The sequence below is a fragment of the Chelatococcus composti genome, assembly GCF_014201415.1.
Classification (GTDB): Bacteria; Pseudomonadota; Alphaproteobacteria; order Rhizobiales; family Beijerinckiaceae; genus Chelatococcus_A; species Chelatococcus_A composti.
Window position 1 is genome coordinate 140,487 of record NZ_JACHEH010000006.1, and the last position, 22,551, is coordinate 163,037.

Genomic DNA, 22,551 nt, shown 5'->3' on the forward strand with positions numbered 1-22,551 from the left:
GGTGCAGGTCAGTACCCGGCCGCGAGCGTGCCGCGCTGGCGCGTGTCGGATACGCCGGCCAGCCCCTCCGGCGTCACCATGATCGAGTTGGCCGAGCCCGATGTGGCGCCGACCGTGACCTTCTGACCGCGGGTGGCGAGGATTCGCAGCGTGTCGGGGGACAGGCCGCTCTCGACGAGCAGCCGGTCAGGCTGCCACTGGTGGTGAATGCGCGGCGCCACGACCGCCTCGGCGATGTTCATGCCGAAGTCGACCACGTTGACGATGACCTGCAGCACCGTGGTGATGATGCGGCTGCCGCCTGGGCTGCCGGTGACGAGTGCCAGCTTGCCGTCCTTGAACAGGAAGGTCGGCGTCATGGACGAGAGCGGGCGCGCGCCGGGAGCGACGCTGTTGGTCTCGCCGCCGACGAGGCCATAGGCGTTGAGCGCGCCGACCTTGGCAGCGAAGTCGTCCATCTCGTTGTTCAGGAGGACGCCGGTGCCGGCTGCGACGAAACCGGCGCCGTAGGAGAAGTTGAGCGTGTAGGTGTTGGAGACGGCGTTGCCGTCCTTGTCGACGACGGAAAAGTGGGTCGTCTGGTCGCTCTCGTAGGGCAGCGGGTCACCCGCCTTCACTTCCTCGGCGGGGCGGGCGCGGTCCTTGTCGATGGCGATGCGCAGGCTGTCGGCATAGAGCTTTGAGGTGAGCCCCCTGACCGGCACGTCGACGCGGTCGGGGTCGCCGAGCCAGGCGGCGCGGTCGGCATAGGCCGGCTTCATCGCCTCGGCCAGGATATGCAGGGCATCCGCGCTGCCGGCGCCCATGGCGGCGAGGTCGAACCCCTCGAGGATGTTGAGGATCTGGACGAGATGCACGCCACCGGAGCTGGGCGGCGGCATGGACACCACCTCGTAGCCCCGATAGGTGCCGCGCACGGGCTTGCGCTCGATGACCCGATAGCGGGCGAGATCGTCCACCGTCATGACACTGCCTGCCGCCCTGACGGAGGCGACGATCTTCTCGGCCACCGGACCGCGGCAGAAAGCGTCCGGCCCGCCCCTGGCGACGGCTGCGAGCGTGTCGGCAAGATCGGTCTGCACGAGGCGCTCGCCGCGGCGGAAGGGTCGTCCGTCCTTCAGGAAAATGGCGGCAGTGGCCGGATCGCGGCCGAGGCGCGCCGCGGCCTGTGGCAGGGAATCGGCAAGGTCGTCCTCCACCAGGATGCCCTCGCGCGCCAGCCGCTCGGCTGGTGCCACGAGATCGGCGAGGGTGAATTTGCCCGAGCCATACTTCTCGAGCGCGTAGGCGAGGCCCCTGACGGTGCCCGGCACGCCGACGGCGAGGCCCGAATCGCGCGACTTCTTCGGGTCCGGCTCGCCCTTCTCGTCGAGGAACATGTCGCGGTGCGCAGCCGCGGGCGCGCTCTCGCGATAGTCGATGGCGACGGTCTCGTTGCGGTCGGCCAGATGCACCAGCATGAAGCCGCCGCCGCCGAGATTGCCCGCCCGCGGCAGGGTGACGGCGAGCGCGAAGCCGACCGCGACCGCCGCGTCAACCGCGTTGCCGCCCTTGCGAAGCACCTCGACGCCGATGCGCGTTGCCTGGGCTTCCTGTGAGGAGACCATGCCGTTCGGCGCAATGACCGGCAGCAGCCGCGCCTGGGCCGAGATGATGGGCTGGCCGGCCGGGGGCGTCGCCGCTGGCTGCTGGGCGTGGGCGAGCGGCACCGCAAGGGCGATGGAAGCGGCGGCGAGAAGCGACCGGAGAGGGCGAGATGGCGTCACGATTCGACCTCCACATGTGAAGGGAGAGGTTAGCGTCTCGCCCGCTTGCTGATAAACATGCGGATCGTGGCGGGCCGCAGAAAAACCGTGACGTGGGCCGCCCCGAGGTGTCCCATGACCTTCCTGCCTGAACCTGCCGTCCTTCTCGCCTATTCGCTCGCCTGTTTCGTGCTGTTCGTCACGCCCGGGCCGGACATGAGCCTCTTCCTGGCCAAGACAATGGCCGAGGGGCGCCGCTCCGGCATCGCGGCCATGCTCGGGGCCCTCACCGGCTGCTGTGTGCACACGCTGCTCGCTGCCCTCGGCATCTCGGCCCTGCTTGCAGCCTCGGCAACCGCCTTCACCATCCTCAAGGTGGTCGGCGCGCTCTATCTCCTGTGGCTTGCGGTGGACGCGGTTCGCAACGGCTCGGCGCTCAACGTCAAGGAAGGCTCGCGCCCACCGGCCTCCTTCAGACGCACCTTCCTGCTCGGTATCGGCGTCAATCTCACCAACCCGAAGATCGTGCTGTTCTTCGTGACCTTCCTGCCGCAGTTCGTCGCCGCCAGCGATCCGCACGCCTCGGCCAAGCTCGTCTTCCTCGGCCTCTACTTCATCGCCTTCTCCCTGCCGCTCGCCGTGCTGCTCATCTTCGCGGCCGACAAGGTGGTGCGCGCCCTGAAGAACAGCCCGCGCATCATGCGCGGGCTGGATTTCGCCTTCGCCGGGCTCTTCGGCGCCTTTGCCCTGAAGATTCTCGCGACCCAGGGCCGTTGAGGCGCGAGGCCGCCGTCAGCCGCTGCTGGGCACCTCGAAGCTCTCGACCATGAGCGGCTGCTGCCCGAGGAAGGCGCGCGTCAGCCAGCGGCCTGGAATGCTGCTGATCGAGAGATTGTAGGCGCGGGCGAGTCTCACGAAATCGCTCCGCGCCACGACGATGCGGTTCTCCTGCGTCTCAAGCGCCGCAAGCACCCGGCGGATCTCGGGGTTGGAGCGCCGGTCGGAATAGATGTTCATGAGGTCCATGACCTTCCCGAGCGCGCGGGAGAGTTCGTCCTGTGTCTCCATGAAGGCCCGGAACCGGGCCGGATCCGTCGGCGCGTCCGGCTGAGGCGGCAGAGCAAGGACGGCGGCCCGCGTCGTGCTGAGCTGCTCGACGAGCGCCGTCTGCGTCGGATCCACCGCCTCCACCACGGCGATGACCTCGGGCACCATCTCGGCACGGGCACGGAACTGCCGCTCCACCTCCTGCCAGGCCGCGCGCGCCGCCGCGTCGTAATGCGGCGTCCTCTTGGAGTTGACGACCACCCAGGCAACCGCCGCCATGGCAACCGCGAGGCCGGCAACGAGTGCAAGGCGGCGCGGGATCATCAGGCGAACTCCCTCATAAAGCGGCCTCAGGAAACGGGCTCGCTGCGCCCTTCGGCAGCCGTGCGGCCGGCAAGGAGCCAGTAGACCAGCCCCGACAGCGCCCCGGCCAGAAACAGGATCAGGGTGATGCGCAGCTCGCCCTCGCCGGCCCGGCCGGCACCGGCCACCCAGGGGGCGGCGGCGCTGATGGCACCGCTCGCCCCGCCGTACCAGGCATAGGACCGCCAGCCCGCCATCTCGCCGACGAGCGCCGCGATCGCCGGCGGCAGCACGAGCACGACGAGCGCCATCGTCCACAGCGCCGCACCGATGGCGAAAGCCGCCGTGTCGGGCGCCCCCTCGCTCACGATGGCGTCGAAGAGGGCGAAGAAGCTGGCGAAGCCGAGTCCGGCAGCGAGCTGTTGCATGGCCGGCTCGCCCAGCGCCGCGATCACAAGAAAGACGAAGCCGGCCGTGACTGCGGCCCCCAGCGCGAAGGAAACGATGAGGAGCCGGACGAGAAAGCGCATGCGGGCCCTATTCGGCAGCGGAGAACATGCCCTCGGCACCAATGCCGGATTCCAGCATCATCCGGGCGCGGGCCCTCAGCTTTTCCGTCTCGCTCTTCAGCTGGCCGCAGGCCGCGAGGATGTCGCGGCCGCGCGGCGTGCGCACCGGGCTCGCATAGCCGGCGTCGAACACGATCTGCGAGAAACGCTCGATCGTTTCCCAGTCCGAACACTCGTACCGCGTGCCCGGCCAGGGATTGAACGGGATGAGGTTGATCTTGGCCGGGATGCCCTTGAGAAGGCGCACGAGGGCGCGGGCGTCCTCCTCGCTGTCGTTCACACCCTTCAGCATCACGTACTCGAAGGTGATGCGCTTGGCGTTGGAGACGCCGGGATAGTTGCGGCAGGCCTCGAGCAGCTCGGCGATGGGGTATTTCTTGTTGAGCGGCACGAGAACGTCGCGCAGGTCGTCCCGCACCGCATGCAGGGAGATGGCGAGCATGCAGCCGATCTCCGCGCCCGCGCGGGGGATCATGGGCACGACGCCGGAGGTCGACAGCGTGATGCGCCGGCGGCCGATGCCGAGGCCCTCGTTGTCGCACACGACATCCATGGCCGCCTTGACGTTGTCGAAGTTGTAGAGCGGCTCGCCCATGCCCATGAGGACGATGTTGGAAACGAAGCGCCCGCCGTCGCTCGGCACGAAGGCGCCCTCGGGTGGGCTTTCGCCGGGCCAGTCGCCGAGCCGGTCGCGCGCCACCATCACCTGGGCGACGATCTCCGCCGCAGTGAGGTTGCGCACGAGCTTCTGCGTGCCCGTGTGGCAGAAGGAGCAGTTGAGCGTGCAGCCGACCTGGCTCGAGACGCACAGCGTGCCGCGGTCGACCTCCGGAATGTAGACACACTCGATCTCGGCGCCCTTGTCGAAGGGTCCGGTGGACGGCATACGCATCAGCCACTTGCGGGTGCCGTCGCGCGAGACCTGCTCGGTGACGACCTCCGGCCGCGCCAGCGTGTAGGCCTCGGCGAGCCGGGCGCGCAGGCCCTTGCCGATCGTCGTCATGACGTCGAAGTCGCGGGCCCCGCTCAGGTAGATCCAGTGCCAGAGCTGGCCGACGCGCATGCGCAGCTCCCGCTCCGGCACGTCGAGGGCAGCGAGGCTGTCGCGCAGTTGCTGGCGCGTCATGCCCACGAGCGAGGGCTTGACGGGCGCCGCCACGGGGCGCGGTTGTGCGGGGGCGCGGAGCGCCGCCTCCTGCGAGGGCACTTGCATGGGTCCGGTCCAAAAACAGAAAGTCCCGGCGCTATAGCACGCCGGGGCCGTCACCGTCACCTCGTACAGGCGTGTCAGCGCATCGCACGCCCCGCCCCACCGCGCCCATCCGGCCGCTCACCGGGCCTTCGGCGTGGAGCGCGCCTGCGCTGCGTGCCTGCACTCGTTCACTTGCATTCGTCGTTCACGCGCTTCCAGGCCTGGGTGAAACCCGACAGCGAGTATTCGTCGGTCAGCTTGTTGCCGCGGCGCGATTCCACGTTGACGACCAGCTTGGCGCCACGCTGGAAGGCCGTAACCACCTGCCCCTCCTGCGCCGGGTCCTTCACCCAGGCGTGCTCGCCCTTTGTCACGAGTGCGAAGGACGCATCACCCACCGTCGCGCGCGCATCGACATTCTCGCGCGTCGGGAAGCCCATGACGAAGCTGACCTCGTTGCGCACGTTCTCGGCCGGCCGCTTCGAGACGAAGAGATAGGCAGGATCGCGGTTGAGGCCCGCGGGCAGGCGCTGTTTCGGCTGCGTCATGGCGTAGCAGACGCGGGACCGCCCCTGCCCCGAGGCATAGGCGCCCCAGTCACCGTAGCTGGCAAGCAGCGTTGCCTGACCGGTGCCCTGCGCCGCCGCCGGCTGGCTCGCGGCCAGGACGATCACCGCCGCGCCGATCATGAAGAGGCCCGCGCCGGGCCGCGCCGAAAATCCTCGAATCATCAGAGCGTCACACTCCCTCGTTCGAGTGGAACACATCCCGCCCGGCGCTCGTAGGCGTCCGGAAGGGGGCGAAATTATGATCGCGCCGGCCGACATCGGTCCCGGTGCGTGGCCGTTCATGAAGCTGAAACGTTAATCGAATTTTATTGAGAGATTATTTCCCGCGCCCGGCGGCGGTGATCGTCGGTAATGGCACCCGCCACGGTAGCGATGACCGCAGCGAGAACGGCCATGTCGTCGCTGAAGCCCACGAGCGGCAGGAAATCGGCGACGGCATCCGTCGGCAGGATGAAATAGCCGAGGGCAGCGAGCAGGGCGAGCTTGACGCGGCGCGGCGTTGCCGGGTCAGTCGCGCACAGGTAGGCGGCAACGAGATCCTCGGCAAAGGGGGCATTCGCGGCCACACGCCGCAGTGCCGACCAGAAGCGGCGCGTGACGCTTTCCTCGTCGCGCGCGGCGCGCCGCATGGCCTCCATCTCCTCGCGCGTCAGCGGGCGCGCGATCGTCTCGTCCATTCCTGTGCCTCCTCCAGGCGACGGCTCATCCCCTCGCCGTGACCTGCCTGATGCCGCAAGACTTGGACGAGAAGATGGTTGGAGCGGCCCCGCCGCACAAGGCCACCGCGGCCGGCTTCGCCTCCGGCATTGGCACCGGCGCACCGCCGGCGGCGTTCCCGCCGGCCCCGAGCTGCGCTAAACCCCGGAGTGTCGCCGCACGCGGCGAGCGAGCGGCTGCGGCAGGACGCACGAGGGAGGAAACGCCATGAAGCTCGACGCATCCACGCCCGCCATCGTCACCGGCGGAGCCTCCGGCCTCGGCGAAGCCACGGCGCGCATGCTGGCGGCGGCCGGCGCGAAGGTGGCGATCCTCGACATGAACGAAGAGCGCGGACGCGCCGTGGCCGGCGAGATCGGCGGGCTCTTCGTGCGCACAGACGTGTCCGACGAGGCCTCCGTCGACGCCGCGCTCGCTGCGGCGAAAGCGGCCCACGGGGCCGCCCGCATCGTTGTGAATTGCGCCGGCATCGCGCCCGGCAAGCGCACCGTGACGAAGAAGCGCGACACGGGCGAGTTCGTCGCTCACGATGTCGCGAGCTTCGCCCGCACGATCGCTATCAACCTGATCGGCACCTTCACCGTGACGGCCAAGGCCGCCGCCGACATGGCGACGCTGCCGCCCGTCACGCCCGACGGCGGACGCGGTGTCATCGTGTGCACGGCATCAGTCGCGGCGACGGACGGGCAGATCGGCCAGGCGGCCTATGCTGCCTCGAAGGCCGGCGTGATGGGCATGACGCTGCCGGTGGCGCGCGACCTCTCGACGCTCGGCATCCGCGTCATGACGATCATGCCGGGGCTCTTCGAGACGCCCATGTTCGCCTCCGTGCCCGAGGACTACCGGACGGCTCTCGAGGCGAGCGTGCCCTTCCCCTCGCGGCTCGGCAAGCCGGAGGAATATGCGGCGCTCGTGCGCGCCATCATCGAGAACGACATGCTCAACGGCTCGGCCATCCGCCTCGACGGCGCCATCCGCCTTGCCCCGAAGTAGCGGACGTCAGGCGCCTGCCGCCAGACGCCGGCCCGACATGTAGGGATGGCGCGACAGCGCGTATGCGGCTTCGACCACATATGGCCCGCCACCGACTGAGGCGCGCGAGGAGAACAGCACGAAGCGCTCGGCGGTAAAGGTCAGCGGGGGGAAGGCGCCGTGCCCGGCGAAGTAGTCCGCGACATCAAGCGGCGAGGCATCGCGCAGCCGCGCCAGCGTGACGTGCGGCGTGAACTTGCGCGTCTCGGGCGGCAGACCGACCCGGCGCATGCAGCGCTCGTGATCGGCCTGCAGCTCGAGGAGCGCCGGGTCCGGCCGCACGCGGGCGAAGATCGACCGCGGCCGGCCGCCGCCGAAGGAATCGAGCCTGTCGAGCGTCACCGTCACGGGAGGGCGGTCGATGTCGGCCAGGGAATCGACGATGTCCGCCGCCGTCGTGGCGTCGACATCGCCGATGAAGCGCAGGGTGATGTGATAGTTTTCGACATCGATCCAGCGCGCGCCATGGAGGCCGCCGCGGTAGCGGGCGAGAGCCTCGGCGATGTCGGCGGGGATTTCAAGGCCGGTGAACAGGCGAGGCATGGCCGTCCTCCTTCGTTCCAGGGCTTCGCGGCACCGGCAGCCGTCATGGATGCCGGGCTCCCCCTCCTGCCGGTCCCGATGACAGGCAGCCGGCCGCGGCGAATCGCTCCCGCCTGAAAGGATCGCGCGCCCACCCTGCCCTGTCCAGAGCGGCGGGCGGACGCGTCGAGCCGGCCTCAGGGGCAGGGATTGCCCTGGCGCTGGTGGATGGCGTCGATGCGCGCCTCGATCTCTTCCGTGATCTTCACGCCGAGCGCATCGATGTCCGTGCGCAGCTGCTCCATGGTCGTCGCGCCGATGATGGCGGAGGTGACGAACGGCCTGCTGACGACGAAGGCGATGGCCATCTGCGCCGGGTCGAGGCCGAGCTCCTCGGCCAGCGACACATAGGCGTCGATCGCCTCGGCCGCGCCAGGCTTCTCATAGCGCTGCAGCCGGTCGAACAGCTGCTTGCGGCTGCCGGGCGGCAGGGCGCCGTTGCGGTACTTGCCCGTGAGGTAACCCTGGGCGAGCGGCGAATAGGCGAGAAGGCCGACGTTCTCCCGCATGGCGATCTCGGCAAGGTTCACCTCGAACGTGCGGTTGACCAGCGAATAGGCGTTCTGGATCGACTGCACCCTTGGCAGTCCCCTCACGGACGCGTGATGCAGGAAGGTCATGGTGCCCCAGGCGCTCTCGTTGGAGAGGCCGATGTAGCGGATCTTGCCCGCCTTCACGAGGTCGCCCAGCACCTCGAGGATTTCCTCGATGGGATTCTCCGGCCCCTCAGCGACGCGGAAGATGGTGGGGTTGGAGCCGAACTGCGTCACCGGCCGGTCCGGCCAGTGCAGCTGATAGAGGTCGATGTAGTCGGTCTGCAGCCGCTTGAGGCTCTTGTTGACCGCCTCCTCGATCTGCTCGCGGTTAAGCTCGCCCTTGCGGCGGCCGTCGCGGAACCAGTCCATGTCCGTGCGGCCGACGACCTTCGTGGCGAGGATGATCTTGTCACGGTTGCCGCGCGCCTTGAACCAGGAGCCGATGATGCGCTCGGTGGCGCCCTGGGTCTCGGCCTTCGGCGGGATGGGATAGAGCTCGGCCGTATCGAAGAAGTTGATGCCGCGCTCGACGGCATAGTCCATCTGCGCGTGGCCTTCGGCCTCGGTGTTCTGCTCGCCGAAGGTCATGGTGCCGAGGCACAGCTCGCTGACCATGAGATCGGTGCGGCCGAGTCTGCGGTAGTTCATCAAGCGACAATCCTCGTCATGCGGCGTCCCGGCGCCGCTTCTGGTTCTCACGCATACGGGGCGGCCGGGTCAGCCGCGGGAAGGCAGGGAGGACACGAAGCGCTCGACCGTCGGCAGCATGCGCGCGACGATGCGTTTCACGCCCTCGGCGTTGGGGTGCATTCCGTCGGGGAGGTTGAGGCCGGGGTCTGCCGCCACCTCTTCGAGGAAGAAAGGATAGAACACGAGGCCACGTTCGGCCGCAATATCCTTATAGATCGCGTCGAAGCGCCGGCGGAAGTCCTCCCCCAGGTTGGGCGCCGCCACCATGCCGACGAGCATCACGGGAATGCCCCGCGCCGCGAGCCGCGTCACGATGTCCTCGAGAGCCTTGCGCGTCACCTCCGGTGCCACGCCCCGCAGCATGTCATTGGCGCCGAGCGCCAGGATGACCCCGTCCGTGCCGTCGGGCACCGACCAGTCGAGCCGTGCGAGACCGCCCGAGGCCGTGTCGCCGGAGACGCCGGCATTGGCGATCTCGACATCGATGCCGCGCTCCCGCAAGGCCCTTTCGAGCACGGCGGGGAAGGCCGCCTCGGCGGGCAGGCCGTAACCCGCCGTCAGGCTGTCGCCGAGCGCGACAAGGCGCAGCGGCTCGGCCAGCGCAGCGCCAGCCGGGGCGAGGAGGAGCATCACATGAAGGAGAGCGAGCGGCAGGGCGCGACGAAGACGTTTGATCATTGCGGACGAGGTCCCATATGACGGGGTGTTCTCACGCCCCTCCAGCCTCACGGATCAATTGATGGACAGCGCGACGGATCCGACGCCACCTGCCGATATGGTCATTTCCCTCGCGGATGTCCATTTGAGCCTCGGGCGCGGCGCAGCGCGCGTCCACATCCTCAAGGGCGTGTCGCTTGACGTGCGGCGGGGCGAGGCGGTCGGCCTCGTGGGCCCGTCCGGCTCCGGCAAGTCGACCCTGCTCATGACCATGGCGGGGCTCGAGCGGCCGGACAGCGGCACTGTGACCGTTGCCGGAGAGGACCTGTCCCGGCTCGACGAGGATGCGCTCGCCCGCTTTCGCGGCCGCAACGTGGGCATCGTCTTCCAGTCCTTCCACCTCATTCCCACCATGACGGCGCTCGAGAACGTCGCCCTGCCGCTCGAGCTCGCCGACGCACCTGACGCCTTTGCCCGGGCCGAGGCGGAACTCGCGGCCGTCGGCCTCGGCGAGAGGCTGCACCACTATCCCTCCCAGCTCTCCGGGGGCGAGCAGCAGCGCGTCGCCATCGCCCGCGCCATCGTGGCCAACCCGGCGATCCTCGTCGCCGACGAGCCGACCGGCAATCTCGACGAGCGCACCGGGCGCGGCATCATCGACCTTCTCTTCGCCCTCAAACGCGACAGGGGCGCAACGCTGGTCCTCGTCACGCACGACATGGGCCTTGCCGAGCGGTGCGACCGCGTCGTGCGGCTGCGCTCCGGCACGATCGTGTCGGACGAAGCGCCCGTGAGCGCGTGAGGAAGCCATGCACGGCTTCGTCCGCGCCCCTGCCGCCCCGCCCCGCCGCCCGCGCCTGCCGCTCGTGCTGCGCCTCGCCCTGCGCGAGCTGCGCGGGGGCCTGCGCGGCTTCGGCGTCTTCCTCGCCTGCATCGCACTCGGCGTCGCGGCCATCGCCGGAGTGTCTTCCGTCTCGCGCAGCCTGACCGAGGGCCTCGCCGTGGAGGGGCGGCGAATCCTCGGCGGCGACGTCTCCTTCAGCCTCGTCCAGCGCGAGGCGAGCCTGCAGGAGCAGGCCTTCCTCAAGGAGCAGGGCCGCGTCGCCGCCATCGCGACGCTGCGCGCCATGGCGATTGCGGAAAGCGGCGAATCCGCTCTCGTCGAGGTCAAGGCCGTCGACGGGGCCTATCCCATGGTCGGCACCGTGGAGAGCGAGCCGGCCGCCCCGCTTGCGGAGCTGCTCGCCGCGCGCGACGGCATCCACGGGGCACTCGTCGACCCTCTGCTGCTCGATCGTCTCGGCCTTGCGGTGGGGGATGTCGTCCGCCTCGGCAATGCCCGCGTCGCGCTGCGGGCCCGCCTCGTCTCGGAGCCGGACAAGATCGCAGCCGGCGTCGGCTTCGGCCCGCGGCTGCTGATGTCGCAGGAGGGACTGGCAGCCACCGGCCTGCTGCAGCCGGGCAGTCTGGTGCGCTGGACCTACCGCGTCGTGCTGCCGGACAGCAGCGCGGACGAGCGTGCCCTCGCGCGCATCGAGGACGAGGCGCGGCAGCGCCTGCCCGATGCCGGCTGGCAGATCCGCTCGCGCAACAACGCTTCGCCGCAGTTTGCCCGCAACATCGAGCGCTTCACCCAGTTCCTCACCCTCGTCGGCCTCACCGCCCTGCTCGTCGGCGGTGTCGGCGTTGCCAATGCGGTCAACGCCTTTGTCGAGCGCAAGCTGCATTCCATAGCCACGCTGAAGAGCCTCGGCGCGCCCGGCGGGCAGGTGGTGGCAGTCTACCTGACGCAGGTGATGATCCTCGCCGCTGTCGGCATCGTCATCGGGCTCGCGGTCGGTGCCGCGATGCCCTTCGCTGTGGCCCAGGCAGCGCGGAGCCTGCTGCCCCTGCCGCTGACACCTGCCCTTGCACCGCTCGAGCTCGCCGTCGCCGCGCTCTACGGTCTCCTCACGGCGGTCGCCTTCGCCCTCGGGCCGCTCGGCCGGGCGCACGACGTGCCGGTGTCCGCGCTTTTCCGCGACGAGGTCGATCCTGCAGCGAGAAAGCCGCGCCTGCGCTACCGGCTCACAAGCCTTGCGGCCGTCGTCACGCTCGTCACCCTCGCCCTCGTCTTCGCCTACGACCGGCGCGTCGCGCTCATCTTCATCGCCGCCGCGGCGGGCGCCTTCCTGCTGCTGCGGCTCGTCGCGCTCGGCCTCATGGCGCTCGCCCGCCGTCTGCCGCGCCCGCGGCGCGCGGCCCCGCGCCTCGCGCTCGCCAACATCCACCGGCCGGGGGCGCTGACGCCCTCGCTCGTGCTCTCGCTTGGCCTCGGCGTGACGCTGCTCGTCACGCTCGCGATGATCGACGCCAACATCCGCGGACAGCTGACGCGCGCCCTGCCCGCCCGGGCGCCGAGCTTCTTCTTCCTCGACATCCAGAACGGCGAGGTCGAACGCTTCGAGGCCTTCCTCGCCCGCGAGGCGCCGCAGGGGACGGTGGACCGGGTGCCGATGATGCGTGGCCGCGTCGTGTCGCTGAAGGGCATCCGGGCGAGCGACTACAGGGCACCGGAGGAAGCCGCCTGGGTGCTGGAGGGAGACCGCGGCATCACCTATGCCGCGACGCCGCCCGAGGGCGCGACAGTGGTGGCTGGCGAATGGTGGCCGGCCGACTATGCGGGCGAGCCGCTTGTCTCCTTCGACCGGGAGCTTGCCGAGCATCTCGGCCTCACCGTCGGCGACCGGCTCGTCGTCAACGTGCTCGGCCGCAACATCGAGGCACGCATCGCCAACCTGCGCACCGTGGAGTGGCGCACGCTCGGCATCAATTTCGTCATGGTGTTCTCGCCCAACACCTTTGCCGGTGCGCCGCACACCCATCTCGCCACGCTCACCGCGAAAGGTCAGGACGCGCGCATCGATGAAGGTGCGGTGATGCGGGCGCTTGCCAGGGAATTTCCCATGGTGACGAGCGTGCGCGTGCGCGACGCGCTCGATGCCGTCAACGATGTCGTGAGCCAGCTCGCCGTCGCTGTTCGGGCCGCGAGCTCCATCGCGCTCGCCGCGAGCCTGCTCGTCCTCGGCGGAGCGCTGGCCGCCGGCCATCAGGCCCGGCTGCACGATGCCGTGGTGCTCAAGACGCTCGGGGCCACGCGTGCGCGGCTGATCAGTGCCTTCAGCCAGGAATACGGCGCGCTCGGCCTCGCCACCGTCATCTTCGGCTTCATTACGGGCACCATCAGTGCCTATTTGATCGTGACCCGCGTGATGCGCCTGCCCTTCTCCTTCGAGCCGGGCGGTGCGCTTGTCGCGGCACTGCTCGCCGTCGTCGTCACCGTCGGCCTGGGGCTTGCCGGCACCTGGCGCATCCTCGGCCAGAAACCGGCGCCCTACCTGCGCAATCTGTAAGGCGCGGCAAGAGGAATGTCGTCCCGCCGTAGACACGGTACCCGCAGGTCAGCTTTTCCGCATCCGGCAACCGAAACAGCCTTGTAAGACGAGGCAGTTCAGCCCATATTTTGACCGGAGTGCGGCCCCGTGCCGTGCCGTCGCGTGATCAGCTTTCGAGAGGGAAAAATGTCCGATCTGAACCGCAACACCTATGCCTACGGCACAGGTGTCGCCCGGGCCGGGACCGCAGAGCTCGACCAGGGTCTGCGGGCTTTCATGCTGGGCGTTTACAACCACATGGTGCTGGGCCTCGCCATCACCGGCCTCGCCGCCCTGGGCACCTTCATGCTCGCCGTGACGAACGACCCGTCGGCAGCCGAGGCGCAGCTGCGCGGCGGCATGATGCTGACGCCGTTCGGCTACGCGCTCTTCGCCAGCCCGCTGAAGTGGGTGGTGATGCTGGCGCCGCTGGCGGCCGTGTTCTTCCTGAGTTTCCGCATCGCCAGCATGCAGCCGGGCGCGGCGCGGGCTCTCTTCCTCGTCTACGCGGCGCTCGTCGGCCTGTCGCTGTCGTCGATCTTCCTCGTCTACACGGGCGCATCGATCGTGCGCGTGTTCTTCATCACGGCGGCGGCCTTCGGCGCGTTGAGCCTCTACGGCTACACGACGAGGAAGGACCTGACGGCGATGGGTTCCTTCCTGGTGATGGGCCTCTTCGGTCTCATCATCGCCATGCTGGTCAACCTCTTCCTGCAGTCCAGCGCCCTGCAGTTCGCCGTGTCGGTGGTGGGCGTGCTTATCTTCGCCGGTCTGACCGCCTGGGACACGCAGCGCATCAAGGAGATGTACTACGAGCTCGACGCTGGCGACGTCGCCGCGCGCAAGTCGATCCTCGGCGCGCTGATGCTCTATCTCGACTTCATCAACATGTTCGTCATGTTGCTGCAGCTCTTCGGCCAGTCGCGCGAGTAAGCCCGGCAGCCTTGAGGAACGAAGCCCCGGCTCTCCACCGGGGCTTTACTTTTGCGCGCGCCGAAGAGGCGCTCTCTCAGCGCGCCACCAGTCGCACGGGCTTGTCGAGAACCTGCAACACGCGCGCGAGATCGTGGCCGCGCTTCAGGATGCGGCCCGACGCAGAGACGACGCTGTAGGCGCCCTGGCGGCGTGCCAGGCGCGGATCCTTCTCGATCCGGTAGAGCGGCACCTCGCTCGTGCGGCGGAAGACGGAGAAGACGGCCCTGTCCTTCATGAAGTCGAGCGCGTAGTCGCGCCACTCACCGAGCGCCACCATGCGCCCATAGACATTGAGAATTTCCCTGAGCTCGCGGGCGTCGAAGGAGACGACATTGGCCCCGCGCGGCACGGGCGGGCTGCTCTGGTGGCCGTGGGCCTCGGACGGCTCCTCGCCCTTTCGCCGGGAGGGGAAGGGCACGATGGCCGCTCCGCCCCCGAGGCGAAAGCGATCGGAAGAGGGCTCGCTCGTCTCCGTTTCGCTCATGGCCTCCGTCCGGCTTGGCGAAGGCGCAGCGCGCTGGCGGCCTCCGCATGCGTCATGATGCGACCGCAGCTCTGCGGGCGCAAGCCTCATCGCCACGGCTGGCCGGGCCGGAACGGGCGATCGAGACAAATCTGAAAGAAAAACCACAATTTGGCCGCATAGCGGTCAATGAGACGCCCCACTGCCGGGCGATAAATGCGACGTTGCCTCGATGGTCCGGCGCTCGCTGTCCTGGATCTAGTCAGCCCCCCAGCCCCCCGGGGCGGACGAGACGCCGGACCACTCGGTTCCGTGTAAGAGTAACTAGGGCCGGTGTCCCCGCACCGGCCCTATTTCTTTACGCTTCCGGGGTGACGCCGCAGCTGAGGCAATTCGACGCGCCGGCCCTTCCCCGCATCCTTCTTGCGGCAATTGCCTGTGCAGCGACTTCCGGCGCCAGGCGGATGGCTCGTGAGGCTGCATTTGTCCCCGACATGATCTAAGGAAGATCAGCTTCGACTCTGTCGGGAGGACGATGATGGAGCTCGCTGCGGCCGACCAACGGGCCGAACTGGTCAAAGCCATCGACGACGCGCTTGATTCGATGGGGGAGGTCCTGCCTCCCGGCTTCGTCGATCTCCTCATCGGGCGCGCTGCCCTCGAGGATCTCGCCGGCTACCCCGTCGCAAGCCTCGCTGCCCTTGCGGTCGCGTCCTACCGCCACCTGACGGAGCCGCGCCCGGCGGGCCGCCACGACGTGCGCCTTATCGACCACGAGATCGAGCGCGACGGTCGCCGCCGCGACATCACCGTGGTCGAGGTCATCAACGACAACATGCCGTTCCTTCTCGATTCGACGCTCGCCGAGATCGTCGATCAGGGATACGAGCCCTCTCTCGTCACCCATCCGATCCTCGCCGTCGAGCGGGCGGAAGACGGCACCTTCCTGCGCTTCGCCGGCGAGGCCGCGGCAGGAGCCCCGCGCGGCGCGCGGCGCGAGAGCCTCATCCACATCCACCTGCCGCGCATCGACGACGAGGCCGCGCGCCTCCGGCTTACCCAGGGGCTCGAGGCGGTCTATACGGACGTCGAGCGCGCGGTGCGCGACTGGAGCGCCATGCGCGGCCGTCTCGCCGGCGCCGCCGAGGCCTACAAGATCAACCCGCCGCCCCTGCCGGCCGAGGAAGTTGCGGAGGCGATCCGCTTCCTTGAGTGGATTGCAGCGGACAATTTCACCATCCTCGGCGTGCGCGAGTACCGCTTCGCCGGCGGCGACGCCCCGGGCTCTGCCCCGATCGAGGGCACCGGCCTTGGCATCCTGCGCGATCCGGACGTGCGCGTGCTGCGCCGCGGGCGCGAGCTCGTCGTCATGAGCCCCGAGATCACGGCCTTCCTCGCCCGACCCGTGGCGCTCATCATCACCAAGGCCAACGTCAAGAGCCGGGTGCATCGCCGGGCGCACCTTGACTACATCGGCGTCAAGCTGTTCTCGGAGGAGGGCGAACTCGCCGGCGAGCTGCGCATCGTCGGGCTCTTTACCGCCAATGCCTACACCGGCTCCACGCGCGCCATCCCGTATCTGCGGCACAAGGTGGCGCAGGTCATCCAGCGCGCGGGCTTCGACCCGGCGAGCTATTCCGGCCGCGCGCTCCTGCATGTGCTCGAGGACTATCCGCGCGACGAGCTCTTTCAGGTCGATATCGAGACGCTCTACCGCTTCTCGCTCGACATCCTGCACCTGACCGAGCGGCCGCGCGTGCGCGCACTCGCCCGGCTCGACGAGTTCGACCGCTTCGTCTCCGTCCTCGTCTTCATTCCCAAGGACCGCTACGATACCTCCGTGCGCCGGCGCGTGGGCCAGTTCCTCGCCGAGATCTACCAGGGCCGCGTGTCGGCGGCCTATCCGAGTTATCCCGAAGGCCCGCTGGCGCGCACGCACTACATCATCGGCCGCGACGAGGGGAAGACGCCGGAGGTGAGCCGGGAGACCCTGGAGGCCGGCATCTCGAACATCGTGCGCACCTGGGCCGATGCCCTGCGCAGCGCACTGGAGGACAGCGTCGGCGGCTACAAGGCGCGCGTCGCGGCCCAGCGCTATGCGGATGCCTTCAGCGCGGCCTACCGCGAGGCCTTCTCCGGCGAGGCTGTGCTCAAGGACATCGCCATCCTCGAACGCCTGTCCGACCGGCGGCCGCGTGCCGTGGACCTCTACCGGCGCGAGGGCGACGGCGAGGAGCGGGCCAACCTCAAGGTCTTCGCCCGCGGCGCCGCCATGCCGCTGTCCGAGCGCGTGCCGATGCTGGAGCGCTTCGGTTTCCGCGTCGTCAACGAGCGCACCTATCGGGTGCAGCCGGAAGGTGAGCCCAAGAGTGCGCAGGTGTGGCTGCACGATATGGCGCTGGAGCGCAGCGCCGGCGGGCCCATCGACATCGAGGCCCTGCGCCGTCCGCTGGAGGCGGCGCTCATGGCCGTCTTCCGCGATGCGGCCGAATCGGACGGCTTCAATGCCCTCGTGCTGGAAGCCGGTGCCAACTGGCGGGACGTGGCGATGCTGCGCGCCTTCGGCCGCTACATGCAGCAGATCGGCGTGCCCTACAACCAGGACTACATCGCCGCGGCGCTCACCCGCCAGCCGCAGATCGCGCTCGCCCTCATCCGCCTGTTCTACGCCCGCTTCGACCCGCGCGACGACGATGCGACGCGCACCGAGCGCTGCGCCGCCGAGCGGGCCGCCATCGAGGAGATGCTGGCCGCCGTCTCGAGCCTTGACGACGACCGCATCCTGCGCCGCTTCGTTAACCTGATGGAAGCGGCCGTGCGTACCAACTTCTTCCAGCTCGGGCCGGACGGGCAGCCGCGCGACACCATCGCCTTCAAGTTCGAATGCGCGCGCGTCGACGGCCTGCCGCTGCCGCGCCCGCTCTACGAGATCTTCGTCTACAGCCCGCGGGTGGAAGGTGTGCATCTGCGCTTCGGCAAGGTGGCGCGCGGCGGCCTGCGCTGGTCGGACCGGCCGCAGGACTTCCGCACCGAGGTGCTGGGTCTCGTCAAGGCGCAGCAGGTGAAGAACGCCGTCATCGTGCCCGTCGGCGCCAAGGGCGGCTTCGTGCCCAAGCGCCTGCCGCCGCCGACCGACCGGCAGGCGTGGCTGGCGGAAGGCACCGAGGCCTACAAGATCTTTGTCGGCACCCTGCTCGACCTCACCGACAACCTCGACGGCGAGACCGTCGTGCCCCCGGCAGACACGGTGCGCCACGACGGTGACGACCCCTATCTCGTCGTTGCCGCGGACAAGGGCACGGCCACCTTCTCCGACATCGCCAACAGCCTCTCGGAAGCGCACGGCCACTGGCTGGGCGACGCCTTCGCCTCCGGCGGCAGCAACGGCTACGACCACAAGGGCATGGGCATCACCGCCCGCGGTGCCTGGGAGGCGGTCAAGCGCCACTTCCGCGAGATGGACATCGACATCCAGCGCGAGCCGGTGCGGGTTGTCGGCGTCGGCGACATGTCGGGCGACGTCTTCGGCAACGGCATGCTGCTGTCGAAGGCCATCAAGCTCGTCGCTGCCTTCGACCACCGCGACATCTTCATCGACCCTGATCCCGATCCGCAGTCCTCCTGGGCCGAGCGCAAGCGACTGTTCGAGCTGCCACGCTCGAGCTGGCAGGACTATGACAGGAGCCTGATCTCGCAGGGCGGCGGCGTCTTCTCCCGCTCGCTCAAGGCCATCCCGCTCTCGCCGCAGATGCGCGCGCTCCTCGACCTTGACAAGGAGACAGCAACGCCGAGCGAGGTGATGAACGCCATTCTCAAGGCCAACGTCGACCTGCTCTGGTTCGGCGGCATCGGCACCTACGTGCGGGCGCAGGACGAGGACAACGAGGACGTGGGCGACCGTGCCAACGATGCCATCCGCATCACCGGCGCCGAGATCCGCGCCCGCGTGGTCGGCGAGGGCGCCAATCTCGGCTGCACCCAGCGCGGGCGTATCGAGGCGGCGCGGCGCGGCGTGCGGATCAATACCGACGCCATCGACAACTCCGCCGGCGTCAACACGTCCGACGTCGAGGTCAACATCAAGATTGCCCTCAGCCAGCCGGAGCGTGACGGCCGCCTGACGCGCGAGGAGCGCAACGCCCTGCTGGCCGCGATGACCGACGACGTCGCAGCGCTCGTGCTGCGCAACAACTATCTGCAGACGCTCGCCCTCTCGCTGGCCGAACGGCACGGGGCGAACGAGATCGGCTTCGCCCGCCGCCTGATGCAGGTGCTCGAGCAGCAGGGCCGGCTCGACAGAACGGTGGAGAACCTGCCGGACGATGCGACGCTCGCCGAGCGCGAGCAGCGCGGCGAGGGCCTGACGCGGCCGGAACTTGCCGTGCTCCTCGCCTATGCCAAGCTCGCCCTGCACGACGCGCTGCTCGAAAGCACCGTGCCGGACGAGCCCTATCTCGCCCAGGAGCTTGCCCGCTACATGCCGGCACCGGTGCGCGAGCGCTTCCCCGACGCGGTGGAAGGCCACCGCCTGCGGCGCGAGATCATCGCCACGCAGCTCGCCAACGCCATCGTCAACCGCGGCGGGCCGACCATCGTCACCAAGCTTGCCGACCAGACGGGCGCTGACGCACCGGCGATCGCCATGGCCTATGCAGCAACGCGTGATGCCTTCGGGCTCACCGAGCTCAACGCCGCCATCGACGCGCTGGACGGCAAGATCAGCGGCGCGCTGCAGCTGGGGCTCTACGGCGAGCTGCAGGATCTCCTGCTCGACCAGCTCGCCTGGTTCATCCGCAACGTCAACCTCGCCGGCGGGGATCTCGAGGCGGTCGTCGCGCGCTACCGCGACGGGCTTGCGGAGATCGCGGCCCATCTCGACACGATCCTGCCGCCCGCGGCGCGCGAGAGTCTCGCAGAGCGCGCCCGCACGCTCGTGTCCCAGGGGGTGCCGGAAGAGCTGGCAGAGCGTCTTGCCGCCCTGCCAGTGCTGGCGGAAGGCCCGGATATTGTGCGGGTGGCCACACTCGCCGGCCGACCGGTGCGCGACGTGGCCGCCACCCATTTCGCGGTGGAGGGCCTTTTCCGGCTCGGTGCCCTCGCCGCGCAGGGGCGGCAGATCAAGGTGGCCGACTACTACGACCGCCTCGCGCTCGACCGGGCCATCGACGGTCTGTCCGATGCCCACCGCCGCCTGACGGCGGAGATCGTCGCCGATGGTGCCGGTCCCCAGGCCGTGGAGGCCTGGGCGGAGCGTCGCGGCAGCGAGGTCACGCGCATCCGCACCACCGTCGAGACGATCGTCGCCTCCGGTCTGACCCTGTCGAAGCTGACAGTGGCAGCCAGCCTGCTCGGTGATCTTGCCCGTGGCTGAAACGGCTCACAGCACCGGCGGCCCCGTGCCGCCGGTGTTCAACGCGGCCTTTCGCACCCGCCTGGCAGAGCTTATCGCCTGGCGGCGAGATGTGCGTCGCTTCCTGCGCAATCCGGTCGACAGACAGGTGATCCTCGACCTGCTCGCGCTCGCTGCAAAGGCTCCGTCCGTCGGCAACGCGCAGCCCTGGCGCTTCGTGCTTGTCGACGACCCGACCCGGCGGGCAGCCGTGCGCGCCAATTTCGAGCGCTGCAACACCGAGGCGCTGCGCGCCTACGCGGGCGAGCGGGCGCAGCTCTATGCCCGGCTGAAGCTGGAGGGCCTCTCCGAGGCGCCGGTGCACATCGCAGCCTTCTGTGACGAGGAGGCGGACACCGGCCACGGTCTCGGCCGGCGCACCATGCCGGAGACGCTGCGCTATTCGGTCGTCACGGCCATCCACACCTTCTGGCTCGCGGCACGGGCGGCGGGGCTCGGCGTCGGCTGGATCTCCATCCTCGATCCCACTGCCCTGACGGCGGCGCTCGACGTGCCGGCCGGCTGGCGCTTCATCGGCTATCTGTGCGTCGGCTATCCTTGCGAGGAGCACCTCGACCCCGAGCTCGTGCGTCACGGCTGGCAGGACCGGCTGGCGCCCGACCGCATCATCCTGGAGCGCTGATGACAGCCGTGACGACCGAAGCATCGCCCGAGGCGGGCATCGCCGGGAGCTATCCGCCCCGGCGAGCCGTCGTCGCCTGGCTCTTCTTCGACTGGGCGTGCCAGCCCTTCTTCACGCTGATCACGACCTTCGTCTTCGCGCCCTTCTTCGCGGCACGTCTCACCGCCAGCCCGGCCGAGGGGCAGGCGCTGTGGGGCTATGCGACGGGGCTCGCCGGCCTCGTCATCGCGGTTGCCTCCCCCGTGCTCGGGGCGATTGCCGATGCGAGCGGGCCGAAGAAGCCCTGGATCGCCTGCTTCGGCGCCGCCATGGCGCTCGCCAGCGCTGCCCTGTGGTGGGCCGTGCCCGGCGCATCCTTCGCCGTTCCGCTCGCCCTCGTCGCCTTCGCCATCGGCACCATCGGGGCGGAGTTCGCCACGGTCTTCAACAATTCCATGATGCCGCGCCTCGTGCCGCCGGAGCGGCTCGGGCGCCTGTCGGGAACCGGCTGGGCCACCGGCTATGTCGGCGGCCTCATCTCGCTCGTGATCACGCTCGGCTTCCTCTCCGCGAGCCCGGAGACGGGCCGCACGCTCATGGGCTTTGTCCCCCTTTTCGGCCTTGACGCCGCCACCTCCGCCGGCGACCGGGCGGCGGGGCCCCTGACGGGGCTGTGGTTCCTTGTCTTCGTCATGCCCATGTTCCTGCTGACGCCGGACGTGCCGGCGACGGGCGCCTCGCTGCGCGAGGCGGCCGGGCGGGGCGTGCGCACCCTCCTCGGCACGATCGCCCATGCGCGGCGGCACGGCCCGGTGATGCGCTTTCTTCTCGCCAACATGGTCTACCAGGACGGGCTCGTGGCGCTCTTTGCCTTCGGCGGCATCTATGCAGCCGGCGTTTTCGGCTGGGGCACCATCGAGATCGGCGTCTTCGGCATCCTGCTCACCATCACCGGCACCATCGGCGCCTTCGTCGGCGGGCGGCTCGACGACGCCGTCGGCTCCAAGCCCGTCATCCTCGGCGCCCTCGGCATCCTCATCGCCTGCTGCATCGGCATCCTGTCCCTGTCGAGCGACCGCATCCTCTTCGTCGTGCCGGTGGAGCCGCCGCAGCCCGGCGACGGGCTCTACGCCAGCCTGCCGGAGCAGGTCTATCTCGGCCTCGGGCTGCTCATCGGCCTCGTCGCAGGCCCGATGCAGGCGGCCTCGCGCAGCCTTCTCGTGCGCCTGGCGCCTGAGGGCCGCGCCGGCGAGTTCTTCGGCCTCTTCGCGCTGTCCGGCAAGGTCACGTCCTTCCTCGCGCCGACCATGGTGGCCATCGCCACGCAGGCAAGCGGCACCCAGACGGCGGGGCTTGCCGTGCTCGTCCTCTTCTTCGGCACGGGTGCCGCGATCCTCGCCGGGGTCCGCACGCGACCCGCTTCGTAACCGGCCGTTCACCCTCGCCACCGAAAGGGCGGACGGCCACCGCCCCTTGCAAGGAGCCATTCACCGGGCCGACTGTTCAATCGCCGCCAACGTTCGCAACAGACGAACAGGGTGGCGACGATGAAGACTGGCCTTGCCGCAGGCGTGGCCTCGCTGGCGCTCGCCCTTCTGGCGGCGCCGGCCGAGAGCCGAGAGATCGTTTCCTTCCCCGGCTATGCGCCGGGAACGGTGGTGGTACGCACCAAGGAGCGCCGGCTCTACTTTGTCGCCGGCGAGGGCGTGGCACTGCGCTATCCCGTCGCCGTCGGCAAGCCGGGCAAGCAGTGGCACGGCATCACCCACATCGACGGCAAGTACGTGCGGCCGGCCTGGTCTCCGCCAGCCGAGGTCAAGCGCGACAACCCCCACCTGCCGGATGTCATTCCCGGGGGTGTGCCGGAGAACCCGATGGGCGAGCGGGCCCTGACCCTGGCCCTCGACGAATATGCCATTCACGGCACCAACCGGCCCGACTCCATCGGCCGCTTCGCCTCCTATGGCTGCATCCGCATGCACAACGCCGACGTCATCAACCTTTTCGAGCGCGTGCGCGTGGGCACGCCGGTGGTCGTTGTGCCCTGAGC

Annotated in this window: 19 protein-coding genes; 9 read left to right on the forward strand and 10 right to left on the reverse strand. The window is 69.4% G+C overall.

Going from position 1 to position 22,551, the window contains the following annotated elements:
* Positions 1 to 8: 8 nt before the first annotated feature.
* Positions 9 to 1,766 (reverse strand): gamma-glutamyltransferase, encoded by a 1,758-nt coding sequence (gene ggt / locus HNQ73_RS13915; RefSeq protein ID WP_183335489.1) that lies wholly within the window; start codon positions 1,764 to 1,766, stop codon positions 9 to 11.
* 114 nt (positions 1,767 to 1,880) lie between these two features.
* Between ggt and HNQ73_RS13920 the strand changes: the two genes are divergently transcribed.
* On the forward strand, positions 1,881 to 2,522 hold the full coding sequence (locus tag HNQ73_RS13920; protein WP_183335490.1) for a LysE family translocator: 642 nt from the start codon (positions 1,881 to 1,883) through the stop codon (positions 2,520 to 2,522).
* Positions 2,523 to 2,537: 15 nt separating this feature from the next.
* Here the strand turns inward: HNQ73_RS13920 and HNQ73_RS13925 are convergent, their stop codons facing one another.
* The 5 genes from HNQ73_RS13925 to HNQ73_RS13945 all read right to left on the reverse strand — a co-directional run bounded on the left by HNQ73_RS13925 (position 2,538) and on the right by HNQ73_RS13945 (position 6,102).
* A complete protein-coding gene (locus HNQ73_RS13925) occupies positions 2,538 to 3,116 on the reverse strand; it encodes a LemA family protein (RefSeq protein ID WP_183335491.1) in 579 nt (192 codons plus the stop codon).
* A gap of 26 nt (positions 3,117 to 3,142) precedes the next feature.
* Positions 3,143 to 3,625: a hypothetical protein gene (locus tag HNQ73_RS13930; RefSeq protein ID WP_183335492.1), complete on the reverse strand. Its 483-nt coding sequence runs from the start codon at positions 3,623 to 3,625 to the stop codon at positions 3,143 to 3,145.
* 7 nt (positions 3,626 to 3,632) lie between these two features.
* Positions 3,633 to 4,877 carry a dual-specificity RNA methyltransferase RlmN gene (gene rlmN, locus HNQ73_RS13935; protein WP_210305262.1) on the reverse strand — a complete coding sequence of 415 codons (1,245 nt, stop codon included), beginning with the start codon at positions 4,875 to 4,877 and terminating at the stop codon, positions 3,633 to 3,635.
* A 167-nt stretch (positions 4,878 to 5,044) separates the two neighbouring features.
* Positions 5,045 to 5,587, reverse strand: a complete 543-nt coding sequence (locus HNQ73_RS13940; RefSeq protein WP_244650210.1) for an invasion associated locus B family protein — start codon at positions 5,585 to 5,587, stop codon at positions 5,045 to 5,047.
* A gap of 143 nt (positions 5,588 to 5,730) precedes the next feature.
* Positions 5,731 to 6,102 carry a YkvA family protein gene (locus HNQ73_RS13945; RefSeq protein ID WP_183335493.1) on the reverse strand — a complete coding sequence of 124 codons (372 nt, stop codon included), beginning with the start codon at positions 6,100 to 6,102 and terminating at the stop codon, positions 5,731 to 5,733.
* 247 nt (positions 6,103 to 6,349) lie between these two features.
* On the opposite strand from HNQ73_RS13945, the gene HNQ73_RS13950 reads away from it, so the two are divergent.
* On the forward strand, positions 6,350 to 7,135 hold the full coding sequence (locus tag HNQ73_RS13950) for an SDR family NAD(P)-dependent oxidoreductase (RefSeq protein ID WP_183335494.1): 786 nt from the start codon (positions 6,350 to 6,352) through the stop codon (positions 7,133 to 7,135).
* 6 nt (positions 7,136 to 7,141) lie between these two features.
* On the opposite strand, the gene thpR is transcribed toward HNQ73_RS13950, so the two are convergent.
* From thpR to HNQ73_RS13965, 3 genes are all read right to left on the reverse strand, one after another.
* Positions 7,142 to 7,717 (reverse strand): RNA 2',3'-cyclic phosphodiesterase, encoded by a 576-nt coding sequence (thpR, locus tag HNQ73_RS13955; RefSeq protein ID WP_183335495.1) that lies wholly within the window; start codon positions 7,715 to 7,717, stop codon positions 7,142 to 7,144.
* A gap of 176 nt (positions 7,718 to 7,893) precedes the next feature.
* Complete coding sequence (locus tag HNQ73_RS13960; RefSeq protein ID WP_183335496.1) at positions 7,894 to 8,940, reverse strand: NADP(H)-dependent aldo-keto reductase; 1,047 nt, start codon at positions 8,938 to 8,940, stop codon at positions 7,894 to 7,896.
* Between the two features lie 69 nt (positions 8,941 to 9,009).
* Positions 9,010 to 9,660, reverse strand: coding sequence for an arylesterase (locus tag HNQ73_RS13965; protein WP_373284921.1), 651 nt, complete (start codon positions 9,658 to 9,660; stop codon positions 9,010 to 9,012).
* Positions 9,661 to 9,721: 61 nt separating this feature from the next.
* On the opposite strand from HNQ73_RS13965, the gene HNQ73_RS13970 reads away from it, so the two are divergent.
* From HNQ73_RS13970 to HNQ73_RS13980, 3 genes are all read left to right on the forward strand, one after another.
* The gene (locus HNQ73_RS13970; protein WP_183335497.1) at positions 9,722 to 10,441 is read left to right on the forward strand and encodes an ABC transporter ATP-binding protein; all 720 of its coding nucleotides are present in this window, start codon (positions 9,722 to 9,724) and stop codon (positions 10,439 to 10,441) included.
* Positions 10,442 to 10,448: 7 nt separating this feature from the next.
* Positions 10,449 to 13,031: an ABC transporter permease gene (locus HNQ73_RS13975; protein ID WP_183335498.1), complete on the forward strand. Its 2,583-nt coding sequence runs from the start codon at positions 10,449 to 10,451 to the stop codon at positions 13,029 to 13,031.
* 168 nt (positions 13,032 to 13,199) lie between these two features.
* Positions 13,200 to 13,985, forward strand: coding sequence for a Bax inhibitor-1/YccA family protein (locus HNQ73_RS13980; protein ID WP_183335499.1), 786 nt, complete (start codon positions 13,200 to 13,202; stop codon positions 13,983 to 13,985).
* A gap of 76 nt (positions 13,986 to 14,061) precedes the next feature.
* On the opposite strand, the gene HNQ73_RS13985 is transcribed toward HNQ73_RS13980, so the two are convergent.
* Complete coding sequence (locus HNQ73_RS13985) at positions 14,062 to 14,511, reverse strand: DUF2794 domain-containing protein (RefSeq protein ID WP_183335500.1); 450 nt, start codon at positions 14,509 to 14,511, stop codon at positions 14,062 to 14,064.
* Positions 14,512 to 15,028: 517 nt separating this feature from the next.
* Here HNQ73_RS13985 and HNQ73_RS13990 point away from each other — a divergent pair.
* The 4 genes from HNQ73_RS13990 to HNQ73_RS14005 all read left to right on the forward strand — a co-directional run bounded on the left by HNQ73_RS13990 (position 15,029) and on the right by HNQ73_RS14005 (position 22,549).
* A complete protein-coding gene (locus HNQ73_RS13990) occupies positions 15,029 to 19,861 on the forward strand; it encodes an NAD-glutamate dehydrogenase (RefSeq protein WP_183335614.1) in 4,833 nt (1,610 codons plus the stop codon).
* On the forward strand, positions 19,854 to 20,522 hold the full coding sequence (bluB, locus tag HNQ73_RS13995; RefSeq protein ID WP_183335501.1) for a 5,6-dimethylbenzimidazole synthase: 669 nt from the start codon (positions 19,854 to 19,856) through the stop codon (positions 20,520 to 20,522). The genes HNQ73_RS13990 and bluB overlap by 8 nt, the downstream gene beginning before the upstream one ends.
* Positions 20,522 to 21,928, forward strand: a complete 1,407-nt coding sequence (locus HNQ73_RS14000; RefSeq protein WP_183335502.1) for an MFS transporter — start codon at positions 20,522 to 20,524, stop codon at positions 21,926 to 21,928. The genes bluB and HNQ73_RS14000 overlap by 1 nt, the downstream gene beginning before the upstream one ends.
* 120 nt (positions 21,929 to 22,048) lie before the next feature.
* The gene (locus HNQ73_RS14005; protein ID WP_183335503.1) at positions 22,049 to 22,549 is read left to right on the forward strand and encodes a L,D-transpeptidase; all 501 of its coding nucleotides are present in this window, start codon (positions 22,049 to 22,051) and stop codon (positions 22,547 to 22,549) included.
* The last annotated feature ends 2 nt before the right edge of the window (positions 22,550 to 22,551 follow it).

Bases quoted from the DNA above. Each gene is read 5' to 3' on its own strand.
- HNQ73_RS13940 (WP_244650210.1), bottom strand. From the start codon at position 5,587: ATGATTCGAGGATTTTCGGCGCGGCCCGGCGCGGGCCTCTTCATGATC.
- HNQ73_RS13990 (WP_183335614.1), top strand. From the start codon at position 15,029: ATGGAGCTCGCTGCGGCCGACCAACGGGCCGAACTGGTCAAAGCCATC.
- HNQ73_RS13920 (WP_183335490.1), top strand. From the start codon at position 1,881: ATGACCTTCCTGCCTGAACCTGCCGTCCTTCTCGCCTATTCGCTCGCC.
- HNQ73_RS13930 (WP_183335492.1), bottom strand. From the start codon at position 3,625: ATGCGCTTTCTCGTCCGGCTCCTCATCGTTTCCTTCGCGCTGGGGGCC.
- thpR (WP_183335495.1), bottom strand. From the start codon at position 7,717: ATGCCTCGCCTGTTCACCGGCCTTGAAATCCCCGCCGACATCGCCGAG.
- HNQ73_RS13970 (WP_183335497.1), top strand. From the start codon at position 9,722: ATGGACAGCGCGACGGATCCGACGCCACCTGCCGATATGGTCATTTCC.
- HNQ73_RS13945 (WP_183335493.1), bottom strand. From the start codon at position 6,102: ATGGACGAGACGATCGCGCGCCCGCTGACGCGCGAGGAGATGGAGGCC.
- HNQ73_RS13925 (WP_183335491.1), bottom strand. From the start codon at position 3,116: ATGATCCCGCGCCGCCTTGCACTCGTTGCCGGCCTCGCGGTTGCCATG.
- HNQ73_RS13975 (WP_183335498.1), top strand. From the start codon at position 10,449: ATGCACGGCTTCGTCCGCGCCCCTGCCGCCCCGCCCCGCCGCCCGCGC.
- rlmN (WP_210305262.1), bottom strand. From the start codon at position 4,877: ATGCAAGTGCCCTCGCAGGAGGCGGCGCTCCGCGCCCCCGCACAACCG.
- HNQ73_RS13985 (WP_183335500.1), bottom strand. From the start codon at position 14,511: ATGAGCGAAACGGAGACGAGCGAGCCCTCTTCCGATCGCTTTCGCCTC.
- HNQ73_RS13950 (WP_183335494.1), top strand. From the start codon at position 6,350: ATGAAGCTCGACGCATCCACGCCCGCCATCGTCACCGGCGGAGCCTCC.
- HNQ73_RS13965 (WP_373284921.1), bottom strand. From the start codon at position 9,660: ATGATCAAACGTCTTCGTCGCGCCCTGCCGCTCGCTCTCCTTCATGTG.
- HNQ73_RS13980 (WP_183335499.1), top strand. From the start codon at position 13,200: ATGTCCGATCTGAACCGCAACACCTATGCCTACGGCACAGGTGTCGCC.
- HNQ73_RS13960 (WP_183335496.1), bottom strand. From the start codon at position 8,940: ATGAACTACCGCAGACTCGGCCGCACCGATCTCATGGTCAGCGAGCTG.
- HNQ73_RS14000 (WP_183335502.1), top strand. From the start codon at position 20,522: ATGACAGCCGTGACGACCGAAGCATCGCCCGAGGCGGGCATCGCCGGG.
- HNQ73_RS14005 (WP_183335503.1), top strand. From the start codon at position 22,049: ATGAAGACTGGCCTTGCCGCAGGCGTGGCCTCGCTGGCGCTCGCCCTT.